Here is a 21,186-nt window from a genome sequence, read left to right as displayed (position 1 = left end):
CGATGCCGACCAGCCCCACCCGAAAACTCGTCGTCCTCGACCGGGACGGCGTGATCAACGTCGATTCGGATGCGTTCATCAAGACGCCCGACGAATGGATCGCGCTGCCCGGCAGCCTCGAGGCGATCGCCCGGCTCAACCACGCGGGCTATCGCGTGGTCGTCGCGACCAACCAGTCCGGCATCGGTCGCGGGCTGTTCGACATGGCCGCGCTCAACGAGATGCACCTGAAGATGCATCGCGCGGCGGCCGCGGTCGGCGCGCGCATCGACGCGGTGTTCTTCTGCCCGCATACGGCCGAGGATCACTGCGACTGCCGCAAGCCGAAGCCCGGCATGATGCAGATGATCGCCGAGCGCTTCGAGATCGATCCCGGTCACACGCCGGCCGTCGGCGATTCGCTGCGCGACCTGCAGGCCGGTGTCGCGGTCGGCTTCCAGCCGCACCTCGTGCTGACCGGCAAGGGCAAGAAGACGCTCGCCGCCGGCAATCTGCCGCCCGGCACGAAGGTCCACGACGACCTGCGCGCATTTGCGCTCGATTTCCTTTCACACGAACACGAGTGATGCGGCTGCCGCGCGCATCCTCCCCAACGCCAGACTCACGCCGATGCGCTTCGTCCGCTCCCTGCTGCTGCTGATCTACTTCATCCTGTACACGGTGCCGTACGCCACCGCGTGCTTCATCGCGTTCCCGTTCATGCGCCCCGATGCGCGCTACTGGATGGCGGCCGGCTGGTGCAAGTCGACGCTGTGGGTCGTGCGCTGGCTGAACGGCATCCGCTACCGGATCGAAGGGATGGACAACCTGCCCGACGGCCCGGCCGTGCTGCTGTCGAAGCACCAGTCCGCGTGGGAGACGCTCGCGTTTCCGGCGCTGATGCCGAAGCCGCTCTGCTACGTGTTCAAGCGCGAGCTGCTGTACGTGCCGTTCTTCGGCTGGGCGCTCGGGATGCTGCACATGGTCAACATCAACCGCAAGGAAGGCAAGAACGCGTTCGTCTCGGTGATCCGCCAGGGCAAGAAGCGCCTGTCGGAAGGCGCATGGATGATCATGTTCCCCGAGGGCACGCGCACGCCGGTCGGCAAGCAGGGCAAGTACAAGACGGGCGGCGCGCGTTTCGCGATCGAAACCGGCACGCCCGTCGTGCCGATCGCGCACAATGCAGGACGGGTGTGGCCGCGCAACTCGTTCATGAAATTCCCGGGCGTCGTTACCGTGTCGATCGGCAAGCCGATTCCCGTCGACGGGCTGACGCCCGATGCATTGAACTCGCAGGTCGAAGCATGGATCGAAGCGGAAATGCGCCGTATCGATCCCGATGCGTATCGTCAGGCGGGCAATGCCGGCACGCGCGATGCCGCGCGAGTCTGAATCCCGCGGATTGCAGCCGTTGCGTACGTCAAAAAGAAGCGAACTGATGAAACAGCGTCCGCGGCCACGGCCAGCCGTCGTGGCTCTCGATCATCGCCAGATGGATCTGCCGCTCTTCGACGGGCCGGCCGCCGCACCGTCTGCGCCCGCCACGCCGCCGCCGGCGCCCGAGGCGGCGCCCGTCGCACCGCTCGATCCGGGCCCGGCGCCCGACCGTTCGCGCGTGCGCACGTTCGCACTCGACAGCCGCGTGCTCGAATACCGCCTGAAGCGTTCGGCGCGACGCACGATCGGCTTCACGATCGACGGCAGCGGGTTGTCGATCACCGCGCCGCGCTGGGTCACGCTCGCCGATATCGAAGCCGCGATCTCCGAGAAGCAACGCTGGATCTTCGCGAAGCTCGCGGAGTGGAAGACGCGCACCGAGCAGCGCGCGCTGCCGCAGATCGACTGGCGCGACGGCGCGCAGCTTCCGTATCTCGGCAAGACGGTGACGATCGCGCTCGGCGCGGGCGCCGTCGGGTTCGACGCCGATGCGCTGCGGCTCTCGTTGCCGCTGCCCGCGCAGGCCGACATGCAGCAGATCAAGGATCGTGTGCAGGGCTGGCTGCAGGGCGAGGCGAAGCGGATCTTCGGCGAACGCCTCGCGGTCTATGCGGAAAAGCTCGGCGTCACGTATTCGATGTACGCGCTGTCGTCGGCCGCGACGCGCTGGGGCAGTTGCTCGAGCGACGGCAAGATCCGCCTGAACTGGCGGCTGATCCATTTCCCGATGTCGATCGTCGACTACGTGGTCGCGCACGAACTGTCGCACCTGCGCGAGATGAACCACAGCCCGGCCTTCTGGCAGACCGTCGAATCGATCTTCCCCGAGTTCCGCGAAGCGCGGCACACGCTCAAGCACCACCCGCCCGAGCTGCTGCCGTCGCTGTAACGCGCAACGTCTTGTTTGCAAACGCGAACGGGCGATGCGGGTCACCCCGCACCGCCCGTTCGCACCGCCGCCGCGCGCATCGTGCGCCGCGGCCTGCTCATCCGGCGCTCAGTGCGCCTTCTTCTGGATGAACTCGATCTTGTAGCCGTCCGGATCCTCGACGAAGGCGATCACGGTCGTGCCGTGCTTCATCGGCCCCGCTTCGCGCGTGACCTTGCCGCCTTGCGCCTTGATCTTCTCGCAAGCCGCGTAGGCATCCTCCACCGCCACCGCCAGGTGGCCGAAGCCGTTGCCGAGATCGTAGGACGGCGTGTCCCAGTTGTGGGTCAGCTCGATCACGGTGCCCGTGCTTTCGTCTTCGTAGCCGACGAACGCGAGCGTGAACTTGCCTTCCGGATAATCCTCGCGACGCAGCAGCTTCATGCCGAGCAATTCGGTGTAGAACTTGATCGAGCGGTCGAGATCGCCGACTCGCAGCATCGTATGCAGCAAACGCATGTTGTGTACTCCTGTGGGGACTTTCCAGAACCGGAAACTCTACCAGACGGCAGCCGGACATGCGAAGAAAGGTACGAGCGCAAAAAAAGCTGCCCTGCGGGGCAGCCTCGTCGCGACATCCGTTGGTCCGGCCCGCGCCATGCGCGTTACCCGGCGTTGCGCACCGCCGCGAGCGCCTGCGCGACACCGACGTATTCGGCCACGCTCACGTCCTCCGCACGGCGCGCGAGATCGAAGCCGAGCGCATCGAAATCGATCGTCTCGCGATAGTCGCCGAGCGTATTGCGCAGCATCTTGCGGCGCTGCGAGAACGCGGCGGTGACGATTTCGCCGAGCAGCACCGGATCGACGTCCGGCAGTTCGTGCGGTTCGTACGGAATCATCCGGACGATCGCCGAATCGACCTTCGGCGGCGGCTGGAACGATTCCGGCGGCACGTCGAGCATCTTTTCCATCACGTAGCGGTACTGCAGCATCACCGACAGCCGCGAAAACGCCTTCGTGCCCGGCTCCGCGACCATCCGCTCGACGACTTCGTTCTGCAGCATGAAATGCTGGTCGATGACCACATCGGCGAACGTCATCAGGTGAAACAGCAGCGGGCTGGAAATGTTGTACGGCAGGTTGCCGACGATCCGCAGCGACGGCTTGTCGCCGGGCGCCGCGAGCGAACCGAAGTCGAACGCGAGCGCGTCGCCCGCGTGCAGTTCGAGCAGCGCGCCGAAGCGCTGTTGCAGGCGCCCGATCAGGTCGCGGTCGAGCTCGACCGCGTGCAGCGGCGCCTCGGGCGTCGCGAGACGCTCGATCAGCGGCCCGGTCAGCGCGCCGAGCCCGGGGCCGATCTCGACCATGCGCTGGCCGCGCGCGGGACCGATCGTCGACACGATCGAATCGATCACGCCGTGATCGACGAGGAAGTTCTGCCCGAAGCGCTTGCGCGCGAAGTGGCCTTGGTGCTGTCTGCTGTTCGACATCGACTCAATAAAACGAAAAATACGGCGAATGGGGTGAGGTCGGGCCGCGTCAGGCGGCACGGCGATGGCGCGCCATCGTGACGGCCGTATCGAGCGCGGCGACCATGCTGCCCGGATCGGCGCGGCCCGTACCGGCCAGATCGAGCGCGGTGCCGTGATCGACCGACGTGCGGATGATCGGCAGCCCGAGCGTCACGTTGATGCCCTCGCCGAACGTCGCGTACTTCAGCACGGGCAACCCCTGGTCATGGAACATCGCGAGCACACAATCGGCATCGGCCAGATGGCGCGGCTGGAACAGCGTGTCGGCCGGATACGGGCCGCGCGCGTCGATACCCTGCGCATTCGCGCGGGCCAGCGCCGGCGCGATCACGTCGATCTCTTCGCGGCCGAGATAACCGTTCTCGCCCGCGTGCGGGTTCAGGCCCGTCACGAGGATGCGCGGCGCGGCGAGACCGAAGTCGCGCCGCAGGTCGCGATCGATGATCGCGAGCGTCTCGACGAGCCCGTCGACCGTCAGCGCGGCCGACACGTCCTTCAGCGGCAGGTGCGTGGTCGCGAGCGCGACGCGCAGCGGCCTGGCGCCGGTGCCCGCCAGCATCATCACGACACGCGGCGTATGCGTGCGCTCGGCCAGGTATTCGGTATGGCCGGTGAACGGCACGCCCGCATCGTTGATCGTGCTCTTCTGCAGCGGCGCGGTAACGATCGCGTCGTACCGGCCTGCCAGCGCGCCGTCGATCGCCGCGTCGAGCAGGTCGAGCACGTACCGGCCGTTCGCCGCGTCCAGCTTGCCCGCCTGCACGGGCGCGGCGAGCGCGTGATGCGCGACCGACACCTGCCCGCCGGCGAGCGTTGCCGGGTTCGCGCCGACCGCCGCCGCGCGTGCGTCGAGCAGCGCCGCATCGCCGAGCACGGTGAAATGCGCGTCGGGCCAGCGCTGCGCGGCATCTCGCAGCGCCTGCACGGTCAGCTCGGGGCCGACGCCCGCGGGTTCGCCGGTCGTGATCGCGATCTGCAGCGCGGGCGTGGTCATCGGAGGCTCGTTCAGTTCGCCGGGCCGGCGCCGCCGATCTTGTACTGCACGTACGACGAGTCGCGCAGCTCGCGCAGCCAGTCGGCATATGCCTGCTCGGCCTTGCGCTGGCCGATCGCCTGACGCGCGATGTCCATCTGCTGCTGCACCGAGCCTTCCGCCTCGCGGCGGCTCAGCACCTGGATCAGGTGGTAGCCGTACTCGGTACGAATCGGCTGGCTGATCTGGCCGTCCTGCAGGTTGTTCATCGCACGCTCGAATTCCGGCACGGTTTCGCCCGGGCTGATCCAGCCGAGATCGCCGCCCTGCGACGCCGAACCGTCCTGCGAGTAGGTGCGCGCGAACTTCGCGAAATCGCCGCCCGCCTCGACCTGGTTGCGGATGTCGGCCAGTTGCTGGCGCGCCTGCCCTTCCGACTTGCCTTCGCCCACGCGCAGCAGGATGTGGCGCACGTGCGTCTGGACGATCTTCGGCGCCGCGGCGGAAGCGCCCTGGCTCTGGCGGCGGTCGACGAGACGCACGATCTCGAAGCCGTCCGGCACGCGGATCAGCGTCGGGTTGACCTGGCCCGGGCGCAGCTTCGACGCGGCATCGACGACTTCGGCCGGCAGCGCGCTCGGCGCCTTGAAGCCGAGGTCGCCGCCCTTCTTCGCGTCGTTCGCTTCGGAGTTGTTCTTCGCGAGCCGCTCGAAATCGGCGCCCGACTTCGCTTGCTGCAGCAACGCGTCGGCCTTCTTCTGCGCGGCTTCGATGTCGGCCTGCGGCGCGTTGGTCGGCGCCTTGATGAAGATGTGCTGGAAGCGCAGGTCCTGCTGCTGTGCCGCGTTCGGCCCGCGCTGGCTCGCGATGTAGTTCGCGACCTCGGCGTCCGACACGGTGATCTTGCCGTCGACCTCGCGCTCGCGCAGCTTCGACAGCATCAGCTCGGTACGCGCATCGCTCGTGAAGATGCTCCAGGGCACGCCTTGCGACTCCAGACGCGCGCGGTACTGCTCGAGCGTCATCCCGTTCGCTTGCGCGAGACGCTGCAGCGTCGACTGCACGGTCGCGTCGTCGATGCGGATCCCGTCGTCCTTGGCCTTCTGCACCTGGATCCGCTCGAGCACCATCTGGTTCAGCACCTGCGCACGCAACTGATCGGCCGGCGGCACCGGCGCGTTCTGCTGCTGCAGCCGGCGCGCGATCAGGCCGACGCGCTGGTCGAGTTCGCGGCCCGTGATCACGTCGTTGTTGACGACCGCGACGACTTCGTCGGCGAGCTGCGCACCTCGCGAACCGAGCGCCTGCGCCGCGGCCGGCGCGGCGGCGAGCAGCGCGGCGGACGCGGCGAGGCTGGACACGACTGCCGCGAAACGAAGGGATTTCTTCATTGCCACTGATACTCCATTGAAATCGTGCTGACCGGTGCAGACAAGCCTGCGTTACTCGTAGTTGCTGAAGCGGGACATCGGCGGCGGCGGCGGCGGCAGCGGCGTGTAGCCCGGCACCCCGGCGCGGAATGCGGACACGAGGCCGTTGTCGATGGTCGACAAGCCCTTGAGCGTCAGCTGCATCATGAAGCGCGTCGACGAGTTCTGCTGTCCCGACGAATTTATGCCGTTCGCAGCCCGCTGCACCCCGACCCCGAGCGCCCAGCAATCCGCGTCGTATTGTAAGCCGAGCAGACCGTCGACCACGCGATCGCCGGCCAGATCGTAGTTGAAACGGCCGATCGCATACAGGCGGCGCGTGAGCGGCCATTGCGCCGACACCAGGAACTGGTTGATCGGCTGGCCGTCGAGCGTGGGGTTGGCGCGCGTATAGCGGTAGCCGACGTTGATCACGCGGCGCTCGCCCGGGCTGTAGCCGAAACCGATGCTCGACTTCACGAGCTGGTTGTTGTTCTGGTTGTACTGGAACGCCGTCTCCGACATGAAGCCCGAGCCGAGCTTCAGCGCGGCGCCGACGATCAGGTCCGAGTGGCGCGCCTGCGCCGCAGGCTGCACCGAATTCAGCGTGACGCGCTGATCGGCGAAGTAGTACTGCTGCGCGATCACGAAGCGCGCACGCTCGTCGCCGGTGCGCGGATCGATGAAGCGCGACGTGAGGCCGGCCGTGATCCGGTTCGCATCGGCGATCCGGTCGTTGCCGACGAACGTGTTCGGCTGGTAGATCTCCGCGAGGCCGAAGTCCGATTCCGCGGTATCGAACAGCGGCGCGTTCGACTGGTCGCGATACGGCGTGTACACGTAGTACAGGCGCGGCTCGAGGGTCTGGATGAAGTCCTGCCCGAACAGGCGCACCGAGCGGTCGAAGATCAGGCCCGAGTCGAAGCTCACGGTCGGGATCGACTCGGTGAAGCGCTTCGGATTGTTCGACGTGCCCGACGACAGGTGGCTCAGGTCGTACGACGCGAAGTGGTACTGGACCTTCGGCACGACGAAGTAGCCGGGGCCGTACACGCCGTATGCGATGTACGGGTTGAAGACGATCCGGTCGCCTTCGGTCGCATCGGCCGTCGTGATGCGGAACCGCGAATAGTCGGCTTCCGCGCCGAAGTCGAAGCCGCCGACGTTGTACTTCGTGTACTTCACGTTCAACTGCGGCTCGCGGCTGTACGGCGCGATCGACGGCGGCAGCGTCTGCCAGTGCTGGTAGCGTGCGAGCACCGACCACGGGCCGTTGTTGTACGTGAGGCCGGCCTCCTGCTGGTACAGCGTCTGCGTCCCGTTGATGAACTGGTTCGACGAACCGAGATCTTCGGGATACGTGTTGTCCGAGACCTTGTTGTAGTAGACGTAGCCGCCGAAGCCGCCGCCGAAGTTCTGCTGGTGCTGCCAGTAGATCGCGTAGCGGTTGCGGTGCGCGAGCCGGTCATCCGGCAGGTAATTGGCCGTAAACGTGCCCGAATACGACGGCGACAGGTAGCGGAACGTCGCTTCGGTCATCACGCCGCGCCGCGAGATGATGCGCGGCGTAAGCGTCAGGTCGCGGTTCGGCGCGATGTTGAAGTAGTACGGCAGCGACAGCTCGAAGCCGTTGTTCGAGTTCATCGAGAACGTCGGCGGCAACAGGCCGCTGCGCCGCTCGCCCGACAGCGGGAACGTCAGCCACGGGCTCGCGAAGATCGGCACACCCTGGAAGAACAGCACGCCGTTGCGCGCGGTGCCTTCGTCGGCGCCCGTATCGAAGTCGAAGCGGCTGCCCTTGATGTACCACGCGGGGTTCGTCGAGCACTGGCACGCCGTGTACGTGCCGTTGACGAACACCGAGCGCTCGTTGTCGACCATGTCGACGCGCTCCGCGCTGCCCGACCCGCCCGTCACGTTGAAGTGGTACTTCGGCGCCGTCATGAAGCCCTGGTTCGCCTCGATCTTCAGATGCGCCTCGGGGCCCGCGAACGACGTGCCGCCATTGACCACCTTGACCTGGCCGTACGCATCGGCCATGTCGGTATCCTGATCGTAGTGGATCGCGTCGGCCTTCACGACGGCGTCGCCGCGCCGCAGCTCGGCCGAGCCCTTCGCGGCCAGGTCCTGCTCGGCCGTGCCGCTCGTGTGGTCGGCGATCACGAAGGCAGCGGGCTTCGCGCCGTCCTTCAGCGGATGATCCTCGAGCTGGGGTGCGAGACGCAGATCCCACGGCGAGTCGAGCGGCTGCGGCTGCGCAGCCGCGCCCGACAGCTGCGCGTACGACACGGCCGGCACGAGGCCCGGCACGGCCAGGAGCGCGAGCGCGAGCCGCCGTTTGCGCGGCGCCCCGTCACCGGGGAAGACATTCGGGAATAGCGGTTTGGGCGGCATCTATCGTTTGGCGAATCGCCCCTTGTCAACCGCGCCTTCACGGCACACTCGCGCACGGCGGGCCGCGCCGTCGAACCGCGACTGCGGCTGAGCGCAAACCGGGGAGGCGATCGGGCGGACGGCGCGACAGGCCGCGGGCCTGTACGGCGGAAGCTGACGCGGGGCGCGTCAAAAAAGTCGTGGGGTATTATATGGCAAGACGTTCTCCCCTCCCCCGAGTTTCATGACGCCCCCATCCGCCGCATCCCAGCCCGACGCCCGCCTCGACGCACTCACCGCGTGGCTGCGCCCGCTCGCCGGGCGCTACGCCCTTGACCTGTCGACTCTCGCGCCTGCGTCGTCGGACGCCAGTTTCCGCCGTTATTTCCGTGTCGCGTCGGCCACGAGCCCTGGCGGCGCGCTGATCGCCGTCGACGCGCCGCCGCCCGAGAAGTGCCGCGAGTTCGTCCAGGTCGCGCAGTTGCTCGCCGCGGCCGGCGATCACGTGCCGGACATCCTGGCCCACGACTTCGACGCGGGCTTCATGCTCGTGACGGACCTCGGCCGCACGCCGTACATCTCGGTGCTCGATCCGGCCGACCCGGCCGCCGCGCGGCCGCTGATGCGCGACGCGCTCGACGCGCTGATCCGCTTCCAGCTCACGTCGAAGCCCGACGTGCTGCCGCCGTTCGACGAAGCGTTCCTGCGCCGCGAAATGGAGCTGCTGCCCGAATGGTTCGTCGGCCGCCACCTCGGCAAGCCCGTCACCGACGCGATGCGCGGCACGCTCGAGCGCACCTTCGCGCTGCTGGTCGCCAGCGCGTACGCGCAGCCGCAGGGTTTCATGCTGCGCGACTTCATGCCGCGCAACCTGATGGTCTGCGAGCCGAATCCGGGCGTGCTCGACTTCCAGGACGCCGTCTACGGGCCGCTGACGTACGACGTCGTGTCGCTGCTGCGCGACGCATTCATCAGCTGGGACGAGGAGTTCGAGCTCGACTGCTTCGCGTATTACTGGGAAAAGGCGAAAAAGGCCGGCCTGCCGGTCGATCCGGATTTCGGCGAGTTCTACCGCCAGCTCGAATGGATGGGGCTGCAGCGCCATATCAAGATCCTCGGCCTGTTCGCGCGCATCAATTACCGCGACGGCAAGCCGCACTACCTGAACGACCTGCCGCGCTTCCTCGCGTATGCGCGCAAGGTCGCGCTGCGCTACCGCCCGCTCGTGCCGTTCGCGAAGCTGCTCGACGAACTCGAGGGCAACGCGCCGGCCGACGTCGGCTATACGTTCTGACCGTCCCGACTGCCCTGATACCCAGCCGAACATGAGCGACACCCTGACCACGGCGATGATCTTCGCTGCCGGGCGCGGCGAACGGATGCGCCCGCTGACCGACACCCGCCCGAAGCCGCTGCTCGAAGCGGGCGGCAAGCCGCTGATCGTCTGGCAGATCGAAGCGCTCGCACGCGCGGGCATCGAGACGATCGTGATCAACCATGCGTGGCTCGGCGAACGGATCGAGGCCGCGCTCGGCGACGGTTCGCGCTGGGGCGTGCGGCTCGCGTATTCGGCCGAAGGCGAAGCGCTGGAGACCGCCGGCGGCATCGCTCAGGCGCTGCCGCTGCTGGAACACGACGGGCGGTCGACGGTGTTCGTCGCGGTGGCCGGCGACGTGTTCGCCGAATTCGATTACGGGAAGCTCGCCGCCCCCGCCGCGCGCATGTCGGCGCTCGACGCGCCCGCGATGCATCTCGTGATGGTGCCGAATCCGCCGTTCCATCCGTCCGGCGACTTCGTGCTCGGTGGCGACGGGCGCCTGTCGCTCGACGGCGGCGAGCGCGTCACGTTCGGCAGCATCGGCCTGTACGACACGCGGATGTTCCGCGATCTCGCGCCCGGCACGCGACGCGCACTGACGCCGTACTTCCGCGCGACGATCGAAGCCGGCCGCGCGAGCGGCGAACTCTACGAAGGCATCTGGGAGAACGTCGGCACGCCCGCGCAGCTCGGCGAGCTCGACGCGCGGCTGCGCGCCGCGGGCTGACCGGACGACGGACGGCACGGCGCCGCGTCGTGCCGCTGCGCCGCCCGCGCGCCCTTGCGGCGGACCGCCGCCTTCCCGCTGCGCGCCACCGCGCGCAGCATCGCCGCTCACGCGGCCTCGGCCTCTTCCCCGCCCGCCGCCGCGCGCTGCTGCTGCAGCGCCCACATCTGCGCATACAGCCCGTCCGCGCGCACGAGTTCGTCGTGCGTGCCGCGTTCGACGATCCGCCCGTGATCCATCACGAGGATCTGCTGCGCGTGCACGACCGTCGACAGCCGGTGCGCGATCACGAGCGTCGTGCGATGCCGCGCGATCTGGTCGAGCTCGTGCTGGATCGCGCGTTCCGAACGCGAATCGAGCGCCGACGTCGCTTCGTCGAACAGCAGGATCGGCGGATCCTTCAGCAGCGTACGCGCGATCGCGACGCGCTGCTTCTCGCCGCCCGACAGCTTCAGCCCGCGCTCGCCGACCGGCGTGTCATAGCCCTTCGGCAAGCTTTCGATGAAATCGTGGATGTGCGCGGCGCGCGCGGCCGCGACCACCTCGTCGCGGGTCGCGGTCGGCCGGCCGTACGCGATGTTGTAGTAGATCGAGTCGTTGAACAGCACGGTGTCCTGCGGCACGATCCCGATCGATGCGCGCAGCGAATCCTGCGTGACGTCGCGAATGTCCTGGCCGTCGATCCGGATCGCGCCGCCCGCCTGCCGGTCGAGATCGTAGAAGCGGAACAGCAGGCGCGACAGCGTCGACTTCCCCGAGCCGCTGTGACCGACCACCGCGGTCGTCGTGCCCGCGTCGATCGTGAACGACACGTCGTGCAGGATCGATCGCGCCGGCTCGTACGCGAAGTTCACGTGCTCGAAGCGAACCTGCGCGCCGGCCACCGCGAGCGGCCGTGCATCGGGCAGGTCCGCGACTTCCTTCGCGGCCGACAGCAGCCCGAACATCCGGTCCATGTCGGTGAGGCTCTGCTTTAGCTCGCGATAGACGACGCCGAGAAAGTTCAGCGGAATGTAGAGCTGCAGCATGAACGTGTTGATCAGCACGAGATCGCCGAGCGTCAGCTTGCCCGCGAGCACGCCCTGCGTCGCACGCCACAGGATGAACACGAGCCCCGTGCCGATGATCGCCTGCTGGCCGAAGTTCAGCACCGACAGCGAGTTCTGCGAGCGGATCGCGGCCTTGCGGTAGCGCTTCAGGTTCTCGTCGTAGCGCTGCGCTTCCCACTCCTCGTTGCCGAAGTACTTCACCGTCTCGTAGTTGATCAGCGAATCGATCGCCCGCGCGTTCGCGCGCGAATCGAGTTCGTTCATCGTGCGGCGGAAGTGCGTGCGCCAGTTGGTGACCTTCACCGTGAACACGATGTACGTGACCAGCGCCGCGAACGTCACGTACGCGTAATAGGCCTCGTACTTGACCACGAAGAAGCCGAGCACGAGCCCGACCTCGACGAGCGTCGGCAGGATGCTGTACAGCGAATACGAAATCAGTTGCTGGATGCCGCGCGTGCCGCGCTCGATGTCGCGCGACATGCCGCCCGTCTGGCGCTCCAGGTGAAACCGCAGCGACAGCCCGTGCAGGTGCCGGAACACCTGCAGCGCGAGCTGGCGCACCGCGCTCTCGGTGACCTTCGAGAACAGGATCTCGCGCAGCTCGGTAAACAGCGACGTCGACAGCCGCACGAACGCATACGCGACGACCAGCAGGCCGACGCCGCCCGCGAGCACAATGCCGGCCGACTGCTCGGCGCGGCCGAGCGCGGTGAGCTGCTGCACGTAGGACAGGTGGTCGACGATGCGCTTCATCACGACCGGCACGCCGAGGTTCGCGACCTTCGCACCGATCAGGCAGGCGAGCGCGAGCGCGACGCGCCATTTGTAGGTGGTCAGGTACGGCAGCAGCGACCGGATGGTCTGCCAGTCGTTGCGGGGCCCGGTCGAAGCCGGCGCGGGCTCGCCGGAAGCAGGAAATCGGCGCATGGGGGGAAGGATCGGCGGCGGTGCCGGACGCGTGCCTCGGCGGCCGGCTCGCCCGCTTTCTCGTACAATTTGCGAACGTTGTATTGTCGCAGAAGCCGCTTCGCGCCGCTGCCGGCGGCCTTGCCGGCCAGCCTGCGCGCGGCGGCGAATTTATTACAGGATGAAAGCCCCCGCCATGACCGATTCGACCCTCGAACTTCCGCAAAAGCAGCCCGCGCTGCGCGTCGTCCCGCAACCGCACGACGCGAACGTCCACGGCGACGTGTTCGGCGGCTGGATCATGTCGCAGGTCGACATTGCAGGTTCGATCCCCGCGAGCCAGCGTGCAAATGGCCGCGTCGCGACGGTCGCGGTCAATTCGTTCGTGTTCAAGCAGCCGGTGTTCGTCGGCGATCTTCTGAGCTTCTACGCGACCATCATGCGCACCGGCAACACGTCGATCACGGTCGACGTCGAGGTGTATGCACAGCGCATGCGCCTGATGGGCGAAATCGTGAAGGTCACCGAAGCGACGCTCACGTACGTCGCGACCGGCCCGGACCGCAAGCCGCGGCAACTGCCGCCGCTCTGACGGGCGAGCGCCGCGCTGCGGTGCGGCACGCAGCGAGTCAGTGCGTGGCCGTCAGCCCGAACTCCCGCATCGCGGGCAGGAAATCGTGATTCAGCTTCGGTTTGCGCGACAGCTTCACCAGCACATAGCGCTGGAACGGCGCGAGCCGCTGCCACTGCGCGAGCGCCGGCGCCGACAACCCGGCCAGCGCGCTCTGCTGCACGAGCGACTCCGGCACCGTGTCGGTGGCGCGCCAGGCCGGCTGCTCGTCCGGCTGGAACCACGACGGTTCGAGATCGGCGTGCGTGCGCAGCATCTCGAACAGCGCATGATCGAAGTTGGGCTCGATCGCGGTGTCGTCGTCGGCCGGAAAGCGCGCGAGCAGCTTGCGGTCCTCGAGCGGCAGCAACTGCCATTGCTCGAGCGAAATCCGCAAACCGAAGCGGTCGAGGTTGAAACGCACGATCATCGGGATGTACGTGAAATTTTCCGACGAATCGTGTTCGAAGTTGAATAGCAACGGAGCGTCGCTGAGTCCCATGGTCGTTACCTGACGTGACGGTTGCCGGCGCGGCCGGCCTGCCTGGGGTATTTTAGAACCTCTGCGCGCGGGCGGCGGACACGATTGATAGTCCGCCGGCCGTGCGTCGAATCAACGGGAGTGCTCGTGAATCCGACCGAATCCGACGAACTGCGCGACGAACTGCGCGACGAACTGCGCGCCGAACCGCGCGGCGCGATCGAACTGTCCGTGCGCCGCACGCGCGGCGGCGCCGTCGAAACCGCGCACGACTACGTGGGCCAGGAATGGCCCGTCGCACTCGTCTTCAACGGCATCTCGCACGCGGTGATGATGTGCACGCCGTGCGACCTCGAAGCGTTCGCGGTCGGCTTCGCAATCTCGGAAGGGATCGTCGCGCGCGGCAGCGACATCAAGGACATCGAGGTGATCCTGCACGCCGACGCGCCGTTGCCGCACGCGGAAGTCCATCTGGAAGTCGTCCAGCAGGCGTTCGCCGCGCTGAAGGACCGGCGCCGCGCGCTCGCGGGGCGCACCGGCTGCGGCGTCTGCGGAATCGAAAGCATCGACCTGCTCGACCTCGCGCCCGAACGCGTGCCGGACACGGGCTTTCTCGCGCGCCTCGCGCCCGACGCGCTGGCGCGCGCGGCGCATGCGCTGCCGGCCCACCAGGCGCTCACGCAGCTCACGGGCGGCCTGCATGCGGCCGCATGGTGCGACGCAACAGGCGCGATCCGGATCGCGTTCGAGGACGTCGGCCGCCACAACGCGCTGGACAAGCTGATCGGCTCGCTCGTGCTGTCGCGCGCCGACGCGACCGACGGCTTCGTGTTCCTGTCGAGCCGCGCGAGCTACGAGCTCGTGCGCAAGGCCGCACGGGTCGGCATCCCGATGGTCGCAACCATCTCCGCGCCGTCGTCGCTCGCGATCGAGATCGCAAAGGCGGCCGGTTTGCGGCTCGTCAGCTTCTGCCGCGAAACCGGCCACGTGGATTACGGCACCGCGTGAGCGCTCGCGGCGGGCACCTTGCCCGCCGGTTCGGGAACCGCGCCCGGCAGTTCGTCCGCGGCGGCCGGCGGGAGCGCCTCGCATGCCGCGTCGCTCGTCCGGTTTCCGAGGTAGTCCGTCCAGAGCTTGCGGTCGGTGTCATAGAGCTTGCAGCGGCGCGCCGTGGCGAAATACCAGCGCCAGCTGAAGCGCTGCACGACGATCCGCCCGGGCAGCATGTCCTCCAGTTTCGCCTGCGCGGGCTTGAGCCGGTACAGCGGCACGCTCATGTCGACGTGATGCGCCGTGTGCTCCATGATGTGGTGCAGCAGGCCGCCGATACCGAACGGGAACGTCAGGTGCAGCGTGGTCGACACGAACGGCGCGGCATTCGACCATTCCGCGCGGTTCGCATGCCACGCGATGCGCGGATCGGTGTGGTGGACATACACGACGAAGCCGATCATCGAGCACCAGAACAGGAACGGCACGAGCACGGCGGTTGCGAGCAGCAGCGCGATGGGCTGCCCTGTCGCGATCGCCACCCAGACGACGGCGGCGATCCACACGGCCGCGAAGCCCGTCACCAGCAGGCAGTCGCGCCGGAACACGGGCCGCGACGTACCGATATAGGTCCTGGTCGGGAAATACATCCGCAACCACCAGATCTCGACGAGATAGTAAAGCCCCGGCGCCCAGCCGCTTCGGTAGACGCGATCCAGCAAGCGGCGCGCCGGCGACAGCGCGGCGTATTCCGCCGGGGTATGGGGCGCCCACACGAAGTCGAAGCCCTTCAGGTTCGTATAACCGTGGTGCACGACGTTGTGCCCGACTTCCCACAGGCTGTATGGCGTCAGCGACGGCAGGAATGCGATGCGGCCGAGCCAGCGGTTCAGCCGGCGATCGGGCGTCAGGCTCTGGTGACACGCGTCGTGCCCGATGATGAAGAGCCGCCCGGTGATGAAGCCGGCGGCCATCCCGCAGACGATCTTGCCGATGATCGACGGAATCAGCAGCGCGCCGGCGAACGCCGCGAACAGCAGCAGGTAGTCGAGCACGAGCAGCGCGATCGGGCGCACGATCTCGCGCGTGGCGAACGGCACGAGCCACGCGCGGATGACCTTGCGATGCGGGATCGGCTCGTCGGCACGAACCGGTGTCTGGGAATCATTGTTGATCATGATGCGCAAAGGCGCGCGAACCGCGCGCCCGAAAGGAAAAAAGCCGTGCGGCGGGCACGGCGCGGAAGGGCGGGCCAAACCACGGCCCGGGCCGGTCAACGCGACATCATGTTCATGCTGACGTTGTGCATCACCCACAGCGTGCCGAAGATCAGGATCAGCGCGGTGAGCACCGTGTAGCTGAACGCCATCACGTTCCAGCGCTGGCTGGACGACGTGTTCATGTGCAGGAAGCACGCGAGGTGCACGAGAATCTGCACGAACGCGAGCACCGCGAGCGCGATGAGCGCCGCCCTCGGCGCCAGCACGCCGCCCGTCACGAGGCCGAACGACGCGGCCGTCAGCAGCACCGACAGCACGAAACCGACGATGTAGCCGCCGGCCGTGCCGTGCGCTTCATCGTGGTGGATGAGTTCCGAATGAGCCATTTAGATCACGCTCGCGAGATAGACGAAGGAGAACACGCAGATCCAGACGATGTCGAGGAAGTGCCAGAAGAGGCTCAGGCAGGTGAGGCGCCGGAAGTCGCGTTCCGTCATGCCGGGGCCACGGGCGATCTGCACCACTAGCACGACCATCCACAACAGGCCCACCGCCACGTGCAATCCGTGCGTGCCGACCAGCGCGAAGAACGCCGACAGGAACGCGCTGCGCTGCGGGCCCGCGCCTTGCGCGATCAGGTGCGAGAACTCGCGCAGTTCCATCGCGAGAAACGCGGCGCCGAGCACGAACGTCACCGCAAGCCAGACGAACACGGTGCCGCGTCGGCGGCGCTGCGCGCCGAGCATCGCGAAGCCGTACGTGATGCTGGACAGCAGCAGCGCGGCGGTCTCGAGTGCGACGCCCGGGATATCGAACAGGTCCTTCGCGGTCGGCCCGCCCGCAAACTGGTGGCCGAGCACCGCGAACGTCGCAAACAGCGACGCGAAGATCACGCAGTCGGTCATCAGGTACAGCCAGAAGCCGAACACGGAATGCGACGGCGGATGGTGGTGCGCCGCCGGTTGATGGCCGGCGCCCGCGAGAGATTGATACGACATCAGTTCGCCTCCAGTTCGGCTTGCGGCGCCGGCGTGCCGATCCGCACGCCCGCGCGTTGTTCCTCGATCGTGCGGACGGTATCCGCCGGAATGTAATAGCCGTCGTTGTCCCGTGCGCTGTACAGCACCACCGTCGCGACGATGCCGACGAGCGCGGCGATCGCGAGCCACCAGATGTGCCAGACGAGTGCGAAGCCGAGCATCAGGCTGAAGAGGCCGACGAAGAAACCCGCACTCGTGTTCGACGGCATGTGGATGTCCTGGTACCTGACGTTCTTGCCGAGGCCGAGCCCGAGGCCCTTCGCCTTGCGATACGCGAGCTCGTCGAGTTCATGAACGGTCGGAATCACCGCGAAGTTGTAGACGGCGGGCGGCGAACTCGTCGCCCATTCGAGCGTGCGGCCGTTCCACGGATCGCCCGTCGCATCGCGATACTGCGGCTGGTTGCGATTGCGCCAGCCGACCCACACCGATGCGACCTGACACAGCACGCCGAGCGCGATCAGCGCGACGCCGAGCGCGGCGGCGACCAGCCACGGATGCCAGGCCGGGTTGTCGTAGTGGTTGAGCCGCCGCGTCATGCCCATGAAGCCGAGCACGTACAGCGGCACGAACGACGCGTAGAAGCCGAGGAACCAGCACCAGAACGCGCGCTTGCCGAACTTCTCGTCGAGCCGGAAACCAAACACCTTCGGGAACCAGTAATGCACGCCCGCGAAGTAGCCGAACACGACGCCACCGATGATCGCGTTGTGGAAGTGCGCGATCAGGAACAGGCTGTTGTGCAGCACGAAGTCCGCGCCGGGAATCGCCATCATCACGCCGGTCATGCCGCCGAGCGTGAACGTGACCATGAAGCCGATCGTCCACAGCACGGGCGCCGTGAATTCGATGCGTCCGCGGTACATCGTAAACAGCCAGTTGAAGATCTTCACACCGGTCGGAATCGCGATGACCATCGTCATGATGCCGAAAAACGCGTTCACGTTCGCACCCGAGCCCATCGTGAAGAAGTGGTGCAGCCACACGAGGAACGCGAGCACCATGATCACGCACGATGCATAGACCATCGTCCTGTAGCCGAACAACGGCTTCTTCGCGAACGTGGCGATGACTTCCGAATAGATGCCGAACGCGGGCAGCACGAGGATGTACACCTCCGGATGCCCCCATGCCCAGATCAGGTTCAGGTACAGCATCGCGTTGCCGCCGGCATCGTTCGTGAAGAAGTGCATGTCGAGGTAGCGGTCGAGGCCCAGCAGCGCGAGCGCGACCGTCAGGATCGGGAACGTGGCCATGATCAGCACGTTCGAGCACAGCGCGGTCCACGTGAACACCGGCATCTTCATCAGCGTCATGCCCGGCGCGCGCATCTTGATGATCGTCACGAAAAAATTGATCGCCGTGATCAGCGTGCCGACGCCCGAAATCTGCAGCGCCCACAGGTAGTAGTCGACGCCGACGCCCGGGCTGAACTGCAGCTCCGACAGCGGCGGATACGCGAGCCAGCCCGTCTGCGCGAATTCGCCGATCACGAGCGAGATGTTCATCAGGATCGCGGCCATCGCCGTCATCCAGAAGCTCAGCGAGTTCAGGAACGGGAACGCGACGTCGCGCGCGCCGATCTGCAGCGGCACGATCAGGTTGAAGAACGCCACCAGCAGCGCCATCGCCATGAAGAAGATCATGATCACGCCGTGCGCGGTGAAAACCTGGTCGTAATGATGCGGCGGCAGGTAGCCGGGGCCGTTGTACGCGAGCGCGAGCTGTACGCGCATCATCACGGCGTCCGCGAAGCCGCGCAGCAGCATCAGCACCGCGACGACCAGGTACATCACGCCGATCTTCTTGTGATCGACGGACGTCAGCCATTCGCTCCACAGCCATTTCCATCGGCCGGTGACCGTCAGCGCGGCGACGATGCCCAGCACGACGAGCCCCATGAAGGCGCTCGCCCCCATGATGATGGGCTGATCGAACGGGATCGCCGATAGTGTGAGTTTGCCGAACATGCGTTACCCCTTCGTCGTGCAGGCGGCGTCCTTCGGGTCGAGGACGTGGCCGTTGTTGTATTTCGCGATGATGTTGTGAAAGAGCTTCGGATCCACCGACGAGAAGTAGCGCACGGGCGCCTTCTCGCTCGGCTGCGCGACCGCGCCGTATGCGGTCATGTCGAGCCGGTCGGACGACGCCTTCACCTTCCGCACCCACGCGTCGAACTGCTCGCGCGGCTCGGCCAGCGTGCGGAACTTCATGTCGGAGAAGCCGCGGCCGCTGTAGTTGGCGGACACGCCCGCGTAGCTGCCCGCCTCGTCGGCGATCAGGTGCAGGCGCGTCTGCATGCCGGCCATCGCATAGACCTGGCTGCCGAGCTGCGGGATGAAGAACGAGTTCATCACCGAGTCCGACGTGATGCGGAAATTCACCGGCGTGCCCACCGGAATCGCGAGCTGGTTCACCGACGCGATGCCGAGTTCCGGATAGATGAACAGCCACTTCCAGTCGAGCGCGACGACCTCGACATCGATCGGCTTGACCAACGATTCGAGCGGCTTGTACGGGTCGAGCTCGTGCGTCGTCCGCCACGTGAGGATGCCGAGGAACAGGATGATCAGCGTCGGCACCGTCCAGATCACGACTTCGATCGCGGTCGAGTGCGACCAGTTCGGCGCGTAGGTTGCGTTGCGGTTCGACGCGCGGTAGCGCCACGCGAAGTAAAGCGTCAGCAGGATCACCGGCACGACGACGACCAGCATCGCCCACGTCGCCGTCGCAATCAGCGATTTCTCGGCGACGCCCACCGCACCCTTCGGATCGAGCACGTGAAGGTCGCTGCATCCGGCGAGTGCCGCCAGCAGCCCGATGACGGGCGCCGCACGCGCTCCGCCGGTGATTCGTCCGATCATTGTTCGTTCGCCTGATTGTCGTTGAGAAGAACTGCTGGCCGTACGCCGCCATCGCGCGACGCATCCGGCCGCGGCGACCTGTGCGCGAACTGTACGGAAAATTGCCGCAGTGCAACTTGACGGCGGACAAGCTTTGCCGAGGTGAGCCGGAACCGCCGAGCGGGGCGAGTCGGGACGCCGGCACCCGCGCACGATTGCCGGCGATGGCCTATGACGCAACGGATAGGGGGTCGCCGCTCAAGCACCGCGGATAGCGGGCGGCAATGGCGGAACGGGAAACATGACGGCGCCGCACCGCGCCATGAGAGATGTCGGCCGCGGCATCACGCCATCGTCGACACCGACGCGCGTTGCGAGTGCAGCGCGGCTGCAGAACGGCGCAGGGGAACGCGGAACGCCGCGCGAACGCGCAGCGGCGCAGGTTCGAGCCGACGCGTCGATTGACGCATCGGCCGTGAAGACCGAACGGAAGCCGCGCGGTCGGCGGCTCGCGGGGGCCAGCGTGGCCGCCTCGGACGGCGAAGAAATCCGGGGCGGCAAAGCACGGGTGCCGGGTGTCAGTCGAACTGACTGAAATCCGGCTTGCGCTTCTCGAAGAACGCGGCCATCGCCTCGCGCGCTTCGGGCGCACGCAGCATCGCGGAGAAATGGCCTGCCTCTTCGGCCATCCGCGCGGCGGTCGCCACGCCGCCCGTATCCTTCAGCAGCGCCTTCGTCACGCGCAGCGACGACGCCGGCAGCGCCGCGAGCTTCGCCGCCTGCTTCGCCGCGAACGCGTCGAGTTCGGCGGCCGGCAGCACGCGATTGACGATCCCGATCCGGTGCGCCTCCAGCGCATCGAACGCCTCGCCGAGCAGCAGCTTCTCGGCGGCGACCTGATGGCCGGCCAGGCGCGGCAGCAGCACGCTCGATGCGGCTTCCGGGCACAGCCCGAGCTGCGCGAACGGCAGCGAGAACGTCGCGGTGTCGGCCGCATAGACGAGATCGCAGTGCAGCAGCATCGTCACGCCGACGCCGACCGCGATGCCCGGCACCGCGGCCACGATCGGCTTCGGTGCACCGCTGATCCGCGCGAGAAACTGGAACACCGGCGCGTTCTCGTCCTTCGGCGGCGCCTTCAGGAAATCCTCGAGATCGTTCCCCGAGCTGAAATTGCCGTCGCCGCCGCGCAGCAGGATCACGCGGACCGCCTTGTCTTCCTGTGCTTCGGCGAGTGCGTCGGCCATCGTCTGGTACATCGCCGCCGTCAGCGCGTTCTTCTTCGCCGGGCGCGCGATCGTGATCGTCATCACGCCGTCGGCGCGTTCCACTTGAATTTCGGCCACAACCGTCTCCTTTGACTTTCCTCTATCGGAATGAAAAAACGGTGCGCGAGCTCGTGGCCCCCGCACCGTCGTCGCT

21 protein-coding genes are annotated in these 21,186 nt (G+C 67.1%); 8 read left to right on the top strand and 13 right to left on the bottom strand.

From position 1 onward, the window contains the following. Positions 1–2: 2 nt before the first annotated feature. Genes gmhB through AC3WLY_RS22130 form a run of 3 tightly spaced genes read left to right on the top strand, consistent with a single transcriptional unit; the run spans position 3 to position 2,308 of the window. Positions 3–566, top strand: coding sequence for a D-glycero-beta-D-manno-heptose 1,7-bisphosphate 7-phosphatase (gene gmhB / locus AC3WLY_RS22140; protein WP_034178978.1), 564 nt, complete (start codon positions 3–5; stop codon positions 564–566). A gap of 43 nt (positions 567–609) precedes the next feature. Next, complete coding sequence (locus tag AC3WLY_RS22135) at positions 610–1,374, top strand: lysophospholipid acyltransferase family protein (RefSeq protein WP_072443470.1); 765 nt, start codon at positions 610–612, stop codon at positions 1,372–1,374. 46 nt (positions 1,375–1,420) lie between these two features. Beyond that, entirely contained in the window at positions 1,421–2,308 is an 888-nt protein-coding gene (locus AC3WLY_RS22130; RefSeq protein WP_310142857.1) for a YgjP-like metallopeptidase domain-containing protein, read from the top strand. 108 nt (positions 2,309–2,416) lie between these two features. Here AC3WLY_RS22130 and gloA read toward each other — a convergent pair whose 3' ends face one another. From gloA to AC3WLY_RS22105, 5 genes are all read right to left on the bottom strand, one after another. Further along, positions 2,417–2,806, bottom strand: a complete 390-nt coding sequence (gene gloA / locus AC3WLY_RS22125) for a lactoylglutathione lyase (protein WP_031401084.1) — start codon at positions 2,804–2,806, stop codon at positions 2,417–2,419. A gap of 146 nt (positions 2,807–2,952) precedes the next feature. Continuing rightward, entirely contained in the window at positions 2,953–3,780 is an 828-nt protein-coding gene (gene rsmA, locus AC3WLY_RS22120) for a 16S rRNA (adenine(1518)-N(6)/adenine(1519)-N(6))-dimethyltransferase RsmA (RefSeq protein ID WP_175962019.1), read from the bottom strand. A gap of 49 nt (positions 3,781–3,829) precedes the next feature. Next, complete coding sequence (pdxA, locus tag AC3WLY_RS22115; RefSeq protein WP_492309917.1) at positions 3,830–4,816, bottom strand: 4-hydroxythreonine-4-phosphate dehydrogenase PdxA; 987 nt, start codon at positions 4,814–4,816, stop codon at positions 3,830–3,832. An 11-nt stretch (positions 4,817–4,827) separates the two neighbouring features. Then, positions 4,828–6,186, bottom strand: a complete 1,359-nt coding sequence (locus tag AC3WLY_RS22110; RefSeq protein WP_492309918.1) for a peptidylprolyl isomerase — start codon at positions 6,184–6,186, stop codon at positions 4,828–4,830. 51 nt (positions 6,187–6,237) lie between these two features. Further along, the gene (locus tag AC3WLY_RS22105; RefSeq protein WP_175962022.1) at positions 6,238–8,598 is read right to left on the bottom strand and encodes an LPS-assembly protein LptD; all 2,361 of its coding nucleotides are present in this window, start codon (positions 8,596–8,598) and stop codon (positions 6,238–6,240) included. Between the two features lie 223 nt (positions 8,599–8,821). On the opposite strand from AC3WLY_RS22105, the gene AC3WLY_RS22100 reads away from it, so the two are divergent. Together AC3WLY_RS22100 and murU are read left to right on the top strand one after the other, a co-directional pair. Then, a complete protein-coding gene (locus tag AC3WLY_RS22100; RefSeq protein ID WP_175962023.1) occupies positions 8,822–9,871 on the top strand; it encodes an aminoglycoside phosphotransferase family protein in 1,050 nt (349 codons plus the stop codon). 31 nt (positions 9,872–9,902) lie between these two features. Next, complete coding sequence (gene murU, locus AC3WLY_RS22095) at positions 9,903–10,622, top strand: N-acetylmuramate alpha-1-phosphate uridylyltransferase MurU (protein WP_204424464.1); 720 nt, start codon at positions 9,903–9,905, stop codon at positions 10,620–10,622. Between the two features lie 107 nt (positions 10,623–10,729). Here murU and AC3WLY_RS22090 read toward each other — a convergent pair whose 3' ends face one another. After that, entirely contained in the window at positions 10,730–12,601 is a 1,872-nt protein-coding gene (locus AC3WLY_RS22090; RefSeq protein ID WP_310142877.1) for an ABC transporter transmembrane domain-containing protein, read from the bottom strand. Positions 12,602–12,776: 175 nt separating this feature from the next. Here AC3WLY_RS22090 and AC3WLY_RS22085 point away from each other — a divergent pair, with 175 nt between their 5' ends. Then, positions 12,777–13,172 (top strand): acyl-CoA thioesterase, encoded by a 396-nt coding sequence (locus AC3WLY_RS22085; protein WP_027789162.1) that lies wholly within the window; start codon positions 12,777–12,779, stop codon positions 13,170–13,172. Positions 13,173–13,209: 37 nt separating this feature from the next. On the opposite strand, the gene AC3WLY_RS22080 is transcribed toward AC3WLY_RS22085, so the two are convergent. Further along, positions 13,210–13,692 (bottom strand): nitrate reductase associated protein, encoded by a 483-nt coding sequence (locus AC3WLY_RS22080; RefSeq protein ID WP_175962026.1) that lies wholly within the window; start codon positions 13,690–13,692, stop codon positions 13,210–13,212. Positions 13,693–13,818: 126 nt separating this feature from the next. Between AC3WLY_RS22080 and fdhD the strand changes: the two genes are divergently transcribed. Further along, complete coding sequence (gene fdhD, locus AC3WLY_RS22075) at positions 13,819–14,679, top strand: formate dehydrogenase accessory sulfurtransferase FdhD (RefSeq protein ID WP_492309919.1); 861 nt, start codon at positions 13,819–13,821, stop codon at positions 14,677–14,679. On the opposite strand, the gene AC3WLY_RS22070 is transcribed toward fdhD, so the two are convergent. The 5 genes from AC3WLY_RS22070 to cyoA all read right to left on the bottom strand — a co-directional run bounded on the left by AC3WLY_RS22070 (position 14,664) and on the right by cyoA (position 19,785). Then, complete coding sequence (locus tag AC3WLY_RS22070) at positions 14,664–15,839, bottom strand: fatty acid desaturase (protein ID WP_492309920.1); 1,176 nt, start codon at positions 15,837–15,839, stop codon at positions 14,664–14,666. The two genes, fdhD and AC3WLY_RS22070, sit on opposite strands and share 16 nt — an antisense overlap. Before the next feature lie 95 nt (positions 15,840–15,934). Beyond that, a complete protein-coding gene (gene cyoD, locus AC3WLY_RS22065; RefSeq protein ID WP_310142883.1) occupies positions 15,935–16,267 on the bottom strand; it encodes a cytochrome o ubiquinol oxidase subunit IV in 333 nt (110 codons plus the stop codon). Further along, on the bottom strand, positions 16,268–16,879 hold the full coding sequence (gene cyoC, locus AC3WLY_RS22060) for a cytochrome o ubiquinol oxidase subunit III (protein ID WP_175962029.1): 612 nt from the start codon (positions 16,877–16,879) through the stop codon (positions 16,268–16,270). It abuts the gene before it with no gap. Further along, complete coding sequence (cyoB, locus tag AC3WLY_RS22055; protein ID WP_492309921.1) at positions 16,879–18,891, bottom strand: cytochrome o ubiquinol oxidase subunit I; 2,013 nt, start codon at positions 18,889–18,891, stop codon at positions 16,879–16,881. Before cyoB ends, cyoC begins: the two co-directional genes overlap by 1 nt. 3 nt (positions 18,892–18,894) lie before the next feature. Next, complete coding sequence (gene cyoA / locus AC3WLY_RS22050) at positions 18,895–19,785, bottom strand: ubiquinol oxidase subunit II (protein ID WP_492309922.1); 891 nt, start codon at positions 19,783–19,785, stop codon at positions 18,895–18,897. Between the two features lie 280 nt (positions 19,786–20,065). Between cyoA and AC3WLY_RS22045 the strand changes: the two genes are divergently transcribed. After that, the gene (locus AC3WLY_RS22045) at positions 20,066–20,359 is read left to right on the top strand and encodes a hypothetical protein (RefSeq protein ID WP_492309923.1); all 294 of its coding nucleotides are present in this window, start codon (positions 20,066–20,068) and stop codon (positions 20,357–20,359) included. On the opposite strand, the gene AC3WLY_RS22040 is transcribed toward AC3WLY_RS22045, so the two are convergent. Continuing rightward, positions 20,343–21,110, bottom strand: a complete 768-nt coding sequence (locus tag AC3WLY_RS22040) for an enoyl-CoA hydratase (RefSeq protein ID WP_175962033.1) — start codon at positions 21,108–21,110, stop codon at positions 20,343–20,345. The genes AC3WLY_RS22045 and AC3WLY_RS22040 overlap by 17 nt on opposite strands. Positions 21,111–21,186 lie beyond the last annotated feature (76 nt).

It is taken from the genome of Burkholderia sp. FW306-1C-G01B (assembly GCF_058781685.1).
Note: the sequence above shows the minus strand (reverse complement) of the source record. Positions and strands in the feature narration are given on the sequence as shown.

Coding starts and splice junctions, on each gene's coding strand:
- cyoD (WP_310142883.1), bottom strand. CDS start 16,267: ATGGCTCATTCGGAACTCATCCACCACGATGAAGCGCACGGCACGGCC.
- AC3WLY_RS22135 (WP_072443470.1), top strand. CDS start 610: ATGCGCTTCGTCCGCTCCCTGCTGCTGCTGATCTACTTCATCCTGTAC.
- cyoC (WP_175962029.1), bottom strand. CDS start 16,879: ATGTCGTATCAATCTCTCGCGGGCGCCGGCCATCAACCGGCGGCGCAC.
- AC3WLY_RS22130 (WP_310142857.1), top strand. CDS start 1,421: ATGAAACAGCGTCCGCGGCCACGGCCAGCCGTCGTGGCTCTCGATCAT.
- pdxA (WP_492309917.1), bottom strand. CDS start 4,816: ATGACCACGCCCGCGCTGCAGATCGCGATCACGACCGGCGAACCCGCG.
- cyoA (WP_492309922.1), bottom strand. CDS start 19,785: ATGATCGGACGAATCACCGGCGGAGCGCGTGCGGCGCCCGTCATCGGG.
- gloA (WP_031401084.1), bottom strand. CDS start 2,806: ATGCGTTTGCTGCATACGATGCTGCGAGTCGGCGATCTCGACCGCTCG.
- gmhB (WP_034178978.1), top strand. CDS start 3: ATGCCGACCAGCCCCACCCGAAAACTCGTCGTCCTCGACCGGGACGGC.
- AC3WLY_RS22085 (WP_027789162.1), top strand. CDS start 12,777: ATGACCGATTCGACCCTCGAACTTCCGCAAAAGCAGCCCGCGCTGCGC.
- murU (WP_204424464.1), top strand. CDS start 9,903: ATGAGCGACACCCTGACCACGGCGATGATCTTCGCTGCCGGGCGCGGC.
- AC3WLY_RS22045 (WP_492309923.1), top strand. CDS start 20,066: ATGACGGCGCCGCACCGCGCCATGAGAGATGTCGGCCGCGGCATCACG.
- AC3WLY_RS22070 (WP_492309920.1), bottom strand. CDS start 15,839: ATGATCAACAATGATTCCCAGACACCGGTTCGTGCCGACGAGCCGATC.
- AC3WLY_RS22100 (WP_175962023.1), top strand. CDS start 8,822: ATGACGCCCCCATCCGCCGCATCCCAGCCCGACGCCCGCCTCGACGCA.
- AC3WLY_RS22080 (WP_175962026.1), bottom strand. CDS start 13,692: ATGGGACTCAGCGACGCTCCGTTGCTATTCAACTTCGAACACGATTCG.
- AC3WLY_RS22105 (WP_175962022.1), bottom strand. CDS start 8,598: ATGCCGCCCAAACCGCTATTCCCGAATGTCTTCCCCGGTGACGGGGCG.
- rsmA (WP_175962019.1), bottom strand. CDS start 3,780: ATGTCGAACAGCAGACAGCACCAAGGCCACTTCGCGCGCAAGCGCTTC.
- AC3WLY_RS22110 (WP_492309918.1), bottom strand. CDS start 6,186: ATGAAGAAATCCCTTCGTTTCGCGGCAGTCGTGTCCAGCCTCGCCGCG.
- cyoB (WP_492309921.1), bottom strand. CDS start 18,891: ATGTTCGGCAAACTCACACTATCGGCGATCCCGTTCGATCAGCCCATC.
- AC3WLY_RS22090 (WP_310142877.1), bottom strand. CDS start 12,601: ATGCGCCGATTTCCTGCTTCCGGCGAGCCCGCGCCGGCTTCGACCGGG.